Source organism: Ilumatobacter coccineus YM16-304 (assembly GCF_000348785.1).
In the GTDB taxonomy this organism is placed as follows: domain Bacteria; phylum Actinomycetota; class Acidimicrobiia; order Acidimicrobiales; family Ilumatobacteraceae; genus Ilumatobacter_A; species Ilumatobacter_A coccineus.
Genome location: NC_020520.1, coordinates 485,252 through 497,389, shown reverse-complemented (window position 1 = coordinate 497,389; position 12,138 = coordinate 485,252). Strand labels below are relative to the sequence as shown.

Genomic DNA, 12,138 nt, shown 5'->3' with positions numbered 1-12,138 from the left:
CACCGTAAGACTTCAACAATGGTTGAAGTCAAGGGTCGATCCACACGGGCCGAAAGGTCGCGGCTGCTCGCCATCGGCGAGGTCGCCCAGCGAGCCGGCCTCGCCACGTCGGCGATCCGCTTCTACGAGGCGAATGGTCTCATCACGTCGGATCGCAACGAGTCGGGACACCGCCGCTATCGCGCCGACGTGCTCCGCCGCGTCAGCTTCATCAAGGTGGCCCAGCGGATCGGGCTGTCGCTGAGCGAGATCGAGCGGTCGCTGGCCACCCTCCCAGAAGGTCGCACGCCCACGAAACGCGACTGGGCGAAGTTCGCCACGAGTTGGCGCCCGCTGCTCGACGAACGGATCGCACTCCTCGAGTCGATGCGCGACAAGCTCGACGGGTGCATCGGCTGCGGCTGCCTCAGCCTCGATGCGTGTGCGCTCTACAACCCCGTCGACACCGCGGCCCAACACGGCAGCGGCCCGCGCTGGCTGCTCGGCGACACGCCGCCCTGATCGCGTTGTCGCACTCGTCCCGCAAGCGGTTCCCTCCGAACCGAACTGGCTTCGGCGGGTGTGTTCAGGAGGTCGGCGTGAACGTGACGTGGAGTTCTTCGAGCGCTCGGAGCACGTAGTTGGGCGCGATGCGGAAGTCGTTGGCGCCCTCCACGAAGGCGACGTCGTCGACGCGGTCGACCAGCGCGCGGAACGCGTGGATGATCTCCCGTCGGGCGAGCGGCGCTCCGAGACAGAAGTGGGTGCCGAACCCGAAGCCCACGTGCTGCTTGTAGTCGGGTCGGTCGAGGTCGAAACGATCGGCGTCGGTGAACACGTCGGCATCGCGGTTCGCCGATCCCCAGCGCATCGCGACCATCGAGCCGGCCGGAATCGTCGTGCCCGACACCTCGACATCGCGCGTCGTGTAGCGGAACAGCGTCTGGACCGGGCCTTCGAGCCGGATCGCCTCCTCGGCGAGTACGGGGAGGTAGCGCTCGGGGTCGGACTTGAGCTTCGCCCACTGCTCGGGATGCTCGACGAGCAGCTTCAGGCCCTGACTGATCGCGTTGGTCGTGGTCTCCGAACCGCCGACGAACGTGTCGGCCATCATCTCGGCGTGGAGTTCTTCGTCGGTGAGCGTGCGCCCCCACTCCGGGATGACGGTGTTGACCAGATCCGACAGCAGCGTCTCGTCGGGCTGCTCGCGCAGGCGCTCGAAGATCGGCTGGAAGTAGTGCTGCGCCTCGATCTCCATCTCGGTCGACCAGACCACTTCGTCGTGCGTTTGCATCATCCCCAGACGCTGCACCCACGCATCGGTCCACGCCTTGATGCGCCAGATGTCGTCGGGGTTCGCTCCCATCTGGATACCGATGACGAGAAGCGGGAGCGGCACCGCCATCCGCTTCACCCAGTCGCAGTCACCGGTCTCGACCGCAGCGGCGATGCAATCGCTCATCAGATCGTCGGCGATCTCGATGATCTGCGGTTCGAGCGCAGTGATCCGGGATTGGCGGAATGCGTGGCTGAACAGCGCGCGCATCTCCTTGTGCTCGGGGTCGTTGCGGCCGGCGAGCGTGCGCCCCGGAACCCAGCCCTTGTCTTCGTACATCTGGCGCGTCAGGGCGGCGTTGGGGTCGACGCGCCCGCGCGGCTTGACCGACGAGAACACCTCGACGTCGCGGGCCGCTCGCTTCACGTCCTCGTAGCGCGTGAGCGTCCACATCTTGGTGCGCGGGTCCTGCCAGACCGGCGCGTCCTCGCGCAGGGTCCGGTATGCATGGTACGGGCAGTCGTTGGTGGCGGGGTCGAAGAAGTCGACCTCGTCGACGGAGTCGAGCGGCTCGATCATCGCAACGCTCCGCGTCGGGTCAGCGCTCGGGTTCGGGTGATGTGATCGGAGCCCCTCATGGGCCGATGGTAGGACGATGAACCCGCCCGCGGGCGAGACGGAGCAACGTCGTTTCAGGCCCGGTTCGACGCGCGACGACGCCGCGTTCGGCGGCAGGTCAGCGGGGGTCGAGGTCGGCTTCGGGCGTGATCAGCGCGAGGCGGATCTGGCCGCGGAGGTACCGCTCGAGCTCTTCGCGGGTGTGTCCACGATCGTGCATCACGTATTCGAGCGACTGGAACTGGAGTGTCTGGTCGATCGAGGTGAGGCGCAGTTCGCGCTCGCGGGGCGAGAACGCGTCGAGCTCGTTGGCGAAGCGGACGTTGATCTGCTCGCGGAGCAGCTCACGCGCCTGGTACAGCTCGTTGGCCACGAAGGGCTCACTGTTCGAGCGCAGCAGTGCGGTGCGCAGCACTTCGGCGATCTGCATGTATACCTCCGACCGGGCGTCGACCACGGCATCGATGCGGTGGTCGAGCGGATCGTTGGCCTTGTACGGACCCGACGCCTCGACGAGCAGCGGACGAATCCACTGCATCGCCCGGTCGGCGGCCGCCGCCATCATGTCGGTGCGATCTTCGAAGTAGCGATACACCGAGCGATACGACACGCCCGCCTTGTCGGCGATGTCGTCGACCGACGGGTCGTTCTCACCGTTCATGATGAGGTCGATGAATGCGTCGATCACCGCTTCGCGGTTCCGTTCACGTCGCGCCGAGCGCCCGTCGGCAACTTGTGAGGTCTGCGAAGAGGCCATGTTCGTCAGTCTAGGTGACAAACTCTGGAGCGCATGACGGACGAGCTGCAGAATGACATGTAATCGCAACATCTCCGCGAGTCGGGCACATCGACTGCTGTGACCGGGCAGATCCGCGCATACGCTCTGGGCCGCACCACGCCTCTCTAGCTCAATGGTAGAGCAGTGGACTTTTAATCCATTGGTTCAGGGTTCGAGCCCCTGGGGAGGCACCACCCACGAGCACCGTGTCCCAGCGATCGCCGGCGCCTCGGCCCGTCCGTCGCTCCCGTCCGTCGCTGGCACATCTCGACGTTCGCCGAGTTCGCGCGATGTTCGTCGCCCGGCGAGGTCACTCACAGCGTTCGAGCGCATAGGGTCGCTCGAATGATTTCGACGAGACGTGCACGGCGTCCGGTTGTGGTCGTGGCGCTCGGCGTCTCGATGATCCTGGCGAGTCTCGGCGCGACCGGGGCGACGACAACGTCGATCGCCGGGGCCGACGACACCATCCCCACGCCCGTGTTGTCGGAGTCGTCTGCATCGTCCGACATCGGCTCCGACCACCTCACCGCCGGGGCCTCGGCATTCGTCCCGATCGAGCCGATCCGCGCACTCGACACCCGAAGCGATCCGGCCTACGGCAAGGTCTACCGCGGGTCGTCGATCTCGCTCGACCCGGTCACGACGACCGGAGTGGCAAGCGCCGCCGGCGTTTCACCCGACGACATCACCGCCGTCGTCGTCAACACGACCGTGATCAACGCGGGCAGCAACGGCTACGCCACGATGTGGCCGACCGGCTCGCCTCGCCTCACGACCGCCACCAACAACACCCAGTTCCCGGGCCACACGATCGGCAACCTCGTCATCGCCCCACTCGGACTCGAACGCAAGATCTCGTTCTACGCCTCGACCGACGCCGACGTGACCGTCGACGTGTTCGGCGTGTTCGTCCGATCGGGCGCAACCGAGTCCGGACGATTCGTCGCACTCGGCCCGGTGCGCCACACCGACACCCGCAACGGCGAGCCGATGGCCGCCGAGGAGACCCGCACGTTCGACCTCACCACCGCTGGTGTGCCGGCCGAGGCGTCCGGCGTGGTCATGAACGTCACCGCCGTCCAGGCGAACGGGCGCGGGTTCTACACGGTGTGGCAGTCGGGCACGAGCCGTCCCGACACGGCCAACGTCAACGTGCTGGGCGTCGGGTACAACGCCGGCAACCAGGTGATCTCCGGACTCACCGACGGCAAGGTCGACATCTACACCAACGTCGGCAGCGACCTCACCATCGACATCACCGGCTACTTCACCGGCGCCGACGACGACAGCACCACCGACGGTCTGTTCGTTCCGTTCACCCCCACGCGATTCCTCGACACGCGCGACGACAACGGACAGGGCGACGGCGAGCCACTCGAATCCGATGAGTTGTTCACGCTCACGTTGGCAGGATTCGCCGAGGTTCCCGACGAGGGAGCCAAGGCGATCGCGCTCAACATCACCGGTCACCAGTCGTCGAGCCGCGGCTTCATCAAGGCCTATCCCAGCGGTGCGGCCGAGCCGACGACCTCGTCGTTGAACTTCACCACGAGCGGCCAGACGGTGCCCAACCACGCGATCACCACGATCGACGAGGCGACCGGAGCGATCGATCTCCTGCCGAGCACCCGCACGCACGTCATCGTCGACGCCACCGGCTACTTCCTCGACGACGAGGCGACGCCGCCGGCCGGGTTCGGCATCGACAAGACGATCGAGCCGAGCACGTTCGTCCCCGAACCGCTCGGCGCGCAACCGCCGAACGAGCCGTACGACTTCCTCTTCGACCGCCAGACCTACAGCGCCACCGGCGTGCGGCCGAACCCGACGAAGGCCGTGGCGTACCGAGCGTGCGACCCGATCCGGTACGCGCTCAACATCGACATCGCCGACGACGACGCGATCGCCGACCTGTTCACGTCGATCGAAGAGGTCGAGCGCTACAGCGGCGTCGACTTCCAGTACGCCGGTGTCACGTCAGCCGGGATGAACCTGGCCGACGATCTGCTCCAACCCGAACAGCCCGACCCCACTCCCGACCTGCCGTACAAGTATCTGCCGCCGGGGGCCGACGTCGTCATCGGGTACAGCACCCCTGCCGACACGCCCCGGAGCAGCAACGGGGTGATCGGTGTCGCCGGTGGTCTCGGCACGCCCGACGGGCTCATGTTCCGTGGCTTCGCGGTGGTCTACCTGGGCAGCCTGCGGTCGTCGGCCGAGCGCATCGCCACGGCCACGCACGAGATCGGGCACCTCATGGGGCTCGGCCACGTCAGCGATTTCGACCAGTACGGCGCGCCGAGCAATGCGTTCCAAGGCCTCGACCCGAACGCCGGCAACTGGGATTCCGCCACGCTCAAGGAGCAGTTGATGTACCCCGAGCTCACGGCGAACACGACGTTCTCCGACGGCGACAAGCAGGGTCTGTGGCAGCTGTACGGAACGCAGGCGCCCTGTTCGGGAAGCTCGTTCACCGACGGGTCGGCCACCGACATCGACTGGTCACAGGTGTCGATCGCCAAAGCACACTGATCGCGGGCCGGCGCCGGTGGCGGCGGTGGTGACGGTCAGTGGGAGCCTGCCGACGCTCGGCTCGCGAGCGTGCGGGCGAGCGAGACGTCGAAGAAGTCGTGGTCGGCGCTGATCTTGCCACCGTCGAACGTGTGCAACGTCCATCCGGGGACGGCACCGTGCTCGAATCGATACCACCACTGCGACCAGCCGACCGTGGAGTCGCCGGCCGTGTCGACGAGTTCGAAGCGCGCGCCTGCCGATGGGATCTTCTGCTCCATGTGGGCGAGGAAGGCGGTGATCTCGTCGATGCCGTGCATCTCGCCATTGACCTGGTCGGTGAACACGGCGTCGTCGGTGAAGAGGGCAGCCAGCTCGGTGTAGCGCTGCGTCGTCTGGATCTGCCAGAACTGCCGCATCAGGTCTGCGCCGGAGCCGCCGCGGTTCGTGTCGGCTGCCGAGAGCCCGATCGACGACGCGTGGTCGGGAACCTTCGCGTCGGCGCCCCGAAGTGCGCGGTAGGCATCGGCGTCGAGGTAGTCGGCCACGAAGGTGACCTTGCCGTGGCGGAGTCGGTAGAGGCTCTGGCCCGGCACGGCGACCGGTTCACCGTCGGCGTTCGGAGCGACCATGTCCCATTTCGCCCAACCGCAGTTGGTGTCGGCTTCGGTGTGCCAACTCGCGAACGTGGCCCCCGATCCGGGCACCACCTCCTCCATGTGTTCCATGAAGGTGCGGATGGCGGCCTTGCCGCGCTGCGCGCCGAAGAACGGGTCGTAGTAGACGGCGCCGTCGGCGAACAGATCGACGAGGCGCGTGTACCGCTGGTCGTCTTCGACGTTCCCGAACTGTTGGACGATCTCGTACGCAGGACCTGGCATGCCCCCGACAGTACGTCCACCCCCGCGCCCCATCCCCACCGGACCCCCACGCGACCACAACGAGCCAGGCCAAAAATCACCCTCACGCGACCACATCGAGCCTGGGCAGAAATCACCCCACACGACCACATCGAGCCTGGGCAAAAATCACCCCCACGCGTACACATCGAGCCTGGCCAAAAATCACCCCCACGCGACCACTTTGAGCCTGGGCAGAAATCACCGTGGCGGCGCTCGGGGCCGGCGGGGGTGATGTGGGACGCTGGGGAGATGGCCGACATCGAGACGATCACCGATTCGAGCGCGGCGCTCGAGCGTTGCGGCGACCTGTTTCGCGCCGATCCGATCGGCTGCAATCGAGTCGCCACCAGCCTGTACCCGGGTCGCGGCGTCGAACTGCTGCGCGTGTCGGACGGGGCCGACACGATCGGCGCTGCGGTCTCGGGACCAGCCGGCTACACCCTCACTCCGCTTCGCGGCGACGCAGTCGAGCTGCTCGCCGCTGCCATCCCGACCGACACCGATCAGCGGTTGCGTCTCGTCGGCGTCCCCGGCGACGTGGCGGCGATCGCCGGACGCTGGTCGGAACGATGCGACGGGGCGATCGACACCGGCCGACTCTTCCGGTGGTATCGACTCGACGAGATCCAACCGCGCCGCAAACGCGGCGGAGCGATGCAGATCGCCGGGCGCGACCGAATCGATGCGGCGGCAAGGTGGCTCGTCGACCATGCGGACGAGATCGGCGTGCCACGGACGGTCGACGACGCGACCGCGCAGGTCACCGACGCGATCAACGAAGGACGCCTGATCGAGTGGGCCGTGAAGGGAGACGTGGTCAGCCAGTTGATCGTGTCACCGGCGCGGCTCGGCGTCGCACGAATCAACGCGGTGTACACCCCTCCTGCCCTGCGCAAGGAGGGCTACTCCGGGACGCTCGCGGTCGCTGTCGCTGCACAGCAGATCGCTCGGCAGAAGGTCGACGACGTGGTGGTCGACATCCCCGCGGCCGACGGTGTGCTCAACCGGATGTACCGCGGCCTCGGCTTCGTGTCGACGTTCGAGACGCTCGCCGTCTGGCTGGTGCCGAAGCGCCGCTGAGCCACGATCGGCCCGCTCGGAAGCGGGCGGCACTCGGCGCCGATGTAGTTTCGTGCGCAATGACCACCGTCGAATCTCCGTCCAATCCCGGCTCGATCCTCGGCACACGCGTCCAGCGCACCGAAGACCCCGGGCTCCTCGTCGGCGCGCGCCAGTACCTCGCTGACCTTCCGCTCCACGATCGGCTCTTCGCGTCGTTCGTCGGCTCCGACGTCGCCCACGGCGTGATCAACTCGATCGACGTCGACGATGCCAAGTCGATGCCTGGCGTCGTCGACGTCGTCACCGCGGCCGATTTGGGCGTCGCTCCGCACCACGGCTTCGCGCCGGTGCACCCCGATTTCATCCGGCCACCGTTGGCCGACGGACGGGTCCGTTTCGTCGGCGAGCCGATCGCCATCGTGCTCGCCGAGACGCAGGCCCAGGCGGCCGATGCGGGCCAGGCGGTGTGGGCCGACATCGAACCGCTCGACGCCGTCGTCGAGATGGAGCAGGCACTCGCCGACACCGACACGCTCCTGTTCCCGGAGCATGGTTCGAACGAGGCGATGCTCGTCACGAGTGACACCGCGGTCGACTTCACGGCTGATCGTGTCGTGCGCGGTCGATACGTCAACCAGCGGGTGGCCGTTGCGCCGATGGAGCCGAACTGCGCCGCGGCAGAGTGGGATGCCGAGAACGAGAAGCTCACGCTGTGGGTCGCCAATCAGATGCCGCACGTCGTGCGCGCCCAGTTGTGTGCCGCGCTCGGGCTCGACGAATCGAACGTCCGTGTCGTCACCCCGCAGGTCGGCGGCGGGTTCGGCGGCAAGGCCGGTCTCGCGTTCGAATACTCGGTCGTGGCGAAGTGCGCGATGCGCACCGGCCGCCCGGTCGTGTGGGTCCCGCCGCGCAGCGAAGACATGAAGTCGCTACTCCACGGACGCGGTCAGATCCAGTACGCCGAACTCGGCATCGACGACGACGGTCGATTCCGCCAACTCCGCGTGCGACTCGTCAACGACGCCGGGGCGTATCCCAACGTCGGTGCGCACCTTCCGGGTTTGACGAAGAACATGGCGCAGGGCACCTACGGCTTCGACGAGATCCAGTTCGACATCGCCGTCGGCGTCACCAACACGACGCCGATGGGCGCGTACCGCGGCGCCGGCCGACCCGAGGCCACGGCGATGTTGGAGCGACTCGTCGACCAGGCCGCGCTCGAGATGGGGATCGATCCGATCGAGATCCGTCGCCGCAACCTGCTGCCGCCCGACGTGTTCCCGTACGACACGCTGATGGGCCCGCAGTACGACTCGGGCCGCTATCAGAACGCTCTCGATCGCGCCGTCGAAGTGTCGGGATACGAGGAGTTGCGAGCGGATCAGGCGGCGCGCCGCGAGCGGGGCGACACCAAGCTGCTCGGCATCGGCGTCGCGTCGTACGTCGAGGTCACGTCGGGGTCTGGTGGCACCGAGTTCGGTGCGGTCGAAGTCCACGACGACGGCACGGCCACGATGTACGCCGGCACCCAATCACACGGCCAAGGCCATCAGACTGCGTATGCGATGTTGGTGTCCGACCAGACCGGTATCCCCGTCGACAAGATCACGTTGGTCGACGGCGACACCGACCGCATCCGTACGGGCGGTGGCACCGGCGGGTCACGATCGCTGCAGCTCGGTGGATCGGCCGTGCACAAGGCGACCGAGGTGATGGTCGATCAGGCGCGCGCACTGGCCGCGCGCATGCTCGAAGCCGACGAGGCCGACATCGTCGTCGACACGGCGGCCGGAACCATCGGCGTGGCCGGGGTGCCGGCACAGGCGCTCACGTGGCCCGATCTCGCGACGAAGGCGTCGGAGGAGGGCGAGCCGTTGGCCGGCGAATTCGACTTCAAGCAGGAGAACGGCACGTTCCCGTTCGGTACCCACATCGCCGTGGTGGAGGTCGATCGAGACACCGGCCGGGTCACGATGCTGCGTCACGTCGCGGTCGACGACGCCGGCAACGTGCTGAACCCGCTCATCGTCGAAGGGCAGCAGCACGGTGGCATCGCGGCCGGTATCGGCCAGGCGCTGCTCGAGGAGATCAGGTACGACGAGGACGGCAACCCGGTCACGTCGAACTTCGCCGAGTACGCGGTGCCGTCGGCGGCGGAACTGCCGTCGTTCGAGACGTACAGCACGGAGACGCCGACGTATCTGAACCCGCTCGGGGCGAAGGGCATCGGCGAGGCAGCCACGATCGGTTCGACGCCAGCGGTGCAGAACGCGGTGGTCGACGCGCTCTCCCACCTCGGCGTGCGCCACGTCGATCTGCCCTGCACGGCGGAACGCGTGTGGCAGACCATCCGTCAGGCCGAGGCCGGCACGCTCCCCGATCCGTGGCGCGACCCGCCGCCGATCTTCACCCGCATGCGCGCCGACAGCGCTGCGTCGAGCGAACCCGGCGACGAACCCGACGAAGTCGTCATCTGACGAGTCTCCCTACGTAGGGAACCCCCTCCCGCGACCACATCGAGCCTGGCCAAAAATCACCCCCACGCGACGACATCTGGCCTGGGCACAAATCACCCTCACGCGACCACATCTGGCCTGGGCAAATATCACCCTCACGCCAACACTTCGGGTTTTGCCCCGGCAAACCGTCACCCCTGACGCATCGAAGGGGCAAAACCGGTTCACGCGCGCCACGCGACGACATCTGGCCTGGGCAGAAATCACCCTCACGCGACGACATCTGGCCTGGGCGGAGATCATCCTCGGCGGTGGGTGGTCAGGGGCGGCTTGCGGGCGTTCGTACAGTGGCGGGTATGGCGACTGCTGCGACCGACCCGCTGACCGCGATTCGTGAGATCTGTCTCGCGCTCCCCGAGACCAGCGAGCGGTTGAGCCACGGTTCGCCGACGTTCTTCATCCAGGAGAAGAAGACGTTCTGCACGTTTCACAACGACCATCACGACGACGGTCGAGTGGCGGTCTGGTGTCCGGCACCTCCCGGCGCGCAGGAACAGATGGTCGAGGCCGAACCCGAACGATTCTTCCGGCCGCCCTACGTCGGTCATCGCGGGTGGATCGGGGTTCGGCTCGATGTCGACCCCGACTGGGACGAGATGGCCGGCATCATCGACGAGGCGTTTCGGTTGGTCGCGCCCAAGACCGTGCTGAAACTGCTCGACGACTGATCCACTGCACGATGCTCCCTTCGCCAACGACCGGCGAGAGGATGGGCGCGTGAACGACACGGCGGCCCGCGATCCTCATGCGACGGAGTTCCCTCCGGGGTTCTTCTCGCGTCAGGACGAATCCGACGACAGCGCCTTCTATTCGTTCGATCGCTTCGTCACCCACATCGACGACGGCGCGATCGAGGCGGTCGGCGAGCTGTACGACGAACTCGGCCTGACCGGCGACGTGCTCGACATCTGTTCGTCGTGGATCTCACACTTCTCGACCAGACCGGCTCGGCTCACGATCACCGGCATGAACGCCGCCGAGTTGGCCGCCAACGAGATGGCCGACGACTGGACGGTCGGTGATCTCAACGTCGACCCGGCGCTCCCGTACCCCAGCGGGAAGTTCGACGCGGTGACCTGTTGCGTCTCGGTCGACTACCTGACCCGCCCACTGGACGTGTTCACCGAGGTCGCCCGCGTGCTTCGACCCGGCGGCGTGTTCGCCTGCACCTTCTCGAACCGCTGCTTTCCGACCAAGGCGATCCGCGGTTGGCTCGCGAACGACGAGCGCGGCCGCTGCGCGATCGTTGCCCGCTACTTCGAACTGACGGCGGGGTTCGGTGATCCGACGATCGCCCATCGCAACCCCGGCGCACCCACCGACCCCCTCTACGCCGTCTGGGCCCGCACCGCGTCAGTCGGCGCCTGACGCTCGCACGGTCGATCTCCGGCGCGACGGGTCGGCGCAGGCAGCGTCAGGCCGTGTCGATCCAATCGGGGGTCGGCCGGTCGATCGTGTAGACGGAGTCGCGGCGCTTGGCGACGATGCCGGTCTCGGCATCGATCGCGCCGTACGCCTCGTCGACGCTGAGGCTCGGACTGGTGCGCCAGCCAGGGCCGTCCAGGCGGAGATCGTCGAGTTGGCGACGGCGCAGCTCCCACGGGAGGTCGGTGATCGGTCGTCCCTCGATCCAGAGGATGTCGAACGCCATGAACACGACGGGCGCGGTCTTGGCGGCATTGCGTGCACCGCTGTCGCTCGTGATGTTCAGCCGTCGTGTGAGGCCTGCACGATCGTGGAGCACGGTGCCGGTCGTCGGGTCGACGGGCACGATCATTCCGTCGAGGATCACCTCGCGGTGGCCGAGCGCTCGACCGATCCGGCGGATCTCGGGGAAGTGGATCGAGATGTCGGCGGCGTCGGCACCGGTGATCAACACACGGCCCGTGTCGTCGGTGACGATGGCCCGGATGCCGTTCCAACGAGTCTCGTACGACCAGTCGCTCGGCGAGTCGACGGGCATCTCGCCCGGGGTCGCGATCATCGGCCGAACACCGATCGGCACCGGCTTGCGGTGTTCGTCGTCGGGTGGGTCCATCCGGTGGATCAACCAGTCGCGTGAGCCGCGCATCGAGAACAGCGAATACTTGCCGGAGACGCGGCGGCCGTGGAGTGTGACGACCAGCTTCACCGGCGCGCCGGTGGGGTCGTCCTTCGACGGTTCGATCTTGTGGAGTTCGTAGGTGCCGGTGTCCCACTGCGTGCTGCGGCCGGCGCCGAACCGACCGTCGAAGTCGTCGCCCTCGCGGTCGAGGAAGTCGAGCGAGTGATCCTCGGTCTGCACCGCGAGCCGATTCTCCTTCGGGTTCCACGGCACACCTCGCGGGAGCGCCCACGACAGCAGGACTCCCTCGTGCTCGAGTCGCAGGTCCCAGTGAAGGCGCGTCGCATCGTGCTGTTGGATCACGAATCGCCGCGCCTCCTCCACTCCGCCAGTCTGGCCGACACTCAGCGCCGGGCCTCCGGCGACGGCTTTCCCGGCGCCCTGCGACG

General features: G+C 67.2%; 10 protein-coding genes and 1 tRNA gene. 7 read left to right on the top strand and 4 right to left on the bottom strand.

Features of this window, described 5'->3' with window-relative positions; genetic code table 11:
• Nucleotides 1-18 precede the first annotated feature (18 nt).
• Complete coding sequence (gene soxR, locus YM304_RS02305; protein ID WP_015440016.1) at nucleotides 19-501, top strand: redox-sensitive transcriptional activator SoxR; 483 nt, start codon at nucleotides 19-21, stop codon at nucleotides 499-501.
• A gap of 64 nt (nucleotides 502-565) precedes the next feature.
• On the opposite strand, the gene YM304_RS02300 is transcribed toward soxR, so the two are convergent.
• Both YM304_RS02300 and YM304_RS21785 read right to left on the bottom strand, forming a co-directional pair.
• Nucleotides 566-1,834 carry a cytochrome P450 gene (locus YM304_RS02300; RefSeq protein ID WP_015440015.1) on the bottom strand — a complete coding sequence of 423 codons (1,269 nt, stop codon included), beginning with the start codon at nucleotides 1,832-1,834 and terminating at the stop codon, nucleotides 566-568.
• Between the two features lie 157 nt (nucleotides 1,835-1,991).
• On the bottom strand, nucleotides 1,992-2,630 hold the full coding sequence (locus tag YM304_RS21785; protein WP_015440014.1) for a TetR/AcrR family transcriptional regulator: 639 nt from the start codon (nucleotides 2,628-2,630) through the stop codon (nucleotides 1,992-1,994).
• 140 nt (nucleotides 2,631-2,770) lie between these two features.
• Here YM304_RS21785 and YM304_RS02290 point away from each other — a divergent pair.
• Together YM304_RS02290 and YM304_RS02285 are read left to right on the top strand one after the other, a co-directional pair.
• Nucleotides 2,771-2,845 (top strand) — tRNA-Lys (locus YM304_RS02290).
• A gap of 151 nt (nucleotides 2,846-2,996) precedes the next feature.
• A complete protein-coding gene (locus YM304_RS02285; RefSeq protein ID WP_154723272.1) occupies nucleotides 2,997-5,186 on the top strand; it encodes a zinc metalloprotease in 2,190 nt (729 codons plus the stop codon).
• A 35-nt stretch (nucleotides 5,187-5,221) separates the two neighbouring features.
• On the opposite strand, the gene YM304_RS02280 is transcribed toward YM304_RS02285, so the two are convergent.
• Nucleotides 5,222-6,046, bottom strand: a complete 825-nt coding sequence (locus tag YM304_RS02280; RefSeq protein WP_015440012.1) for a nuclear transport factor 2 family protein — start codon at nucleotides 6,044-6,046, stop codon at nucleotides 5,222-5,224.
• Nucleotides 6,047-6,316: 270 nt separating this feature from the next.
• On the opposite strand from YM304_RS02280, the gene YM304_RS02275 reads away from it, so the two are divergent.
• From YM304_RS02275 to YM304_RS02260, 4 genes are all read left to right on the top strand, one after another.
• Entirely contained in the window at nucleotides 6,317-7,147 is an 831-nt protein-coding gene (locus YM304_RS02275; protein WP_015440011.1) for a GNAT family N-acetyltransferase, read from the top strand.
• A gap of 59 nt (nucleotides 7,148-7,206) precedes the next feature.
• Nucleotides 7,207-9,606, top strand: coding sequence for a xanthine dehydrogenase family protein molybdopterin-binding subunit (locus tag YM304_RS02270; RefSeq protein ID WP_015440010.1), 2,400 nt, complete (start codon nucleotides 7,207-7,209; stop codon nucleotides 9,604-9,606).
• Between the two features lie 335 nt (nucleotides 9,607-9,941).
• On the top strand, nucleotides 9,942-10,313 hold the full coding sequence (locus YM304_RS02265; protein ID WP_015440009.1) for an MmcQ/YjbR family DNA-binding protein: 372 nt from the start codon (nucleotides 9,942-9,944) through the stop codon (nucleotides 10,311-10,313).
• Between the two features lie 49 nt (nucleotides 10,314-10,362).
• On the top strand, nucleotides 10,363-11,013 hold the full coding sequence (locus tag YM304_RS02260) for a class I SAM-dependent methyltransferase (protein WP_015440008.1): 651 nt from the start codon (nucleotides 10,363-10,365) through the stop codon (nucleotides 11,011-11,013).
• A 46-nt stretch (nucleotides 11,014-11,059) separates the two neighbouring features.
• On the opposite strand, the gene YM304_RS02255 is transcribed toward YM304_RS02260, so the two are convergent.
• Entirely contained in the window at nucleotides 11,060-12,052 is a 993-nt protein-coding gene (locus YM304_RS02255; RefSeq protein ID WP_162142020.1) for a DNA polymerase ligase N-terminal domain-containing protein, read from the bottom strand.
• Nucleotides 12,053-12,138: the final 86 nt, after the last annotated feature.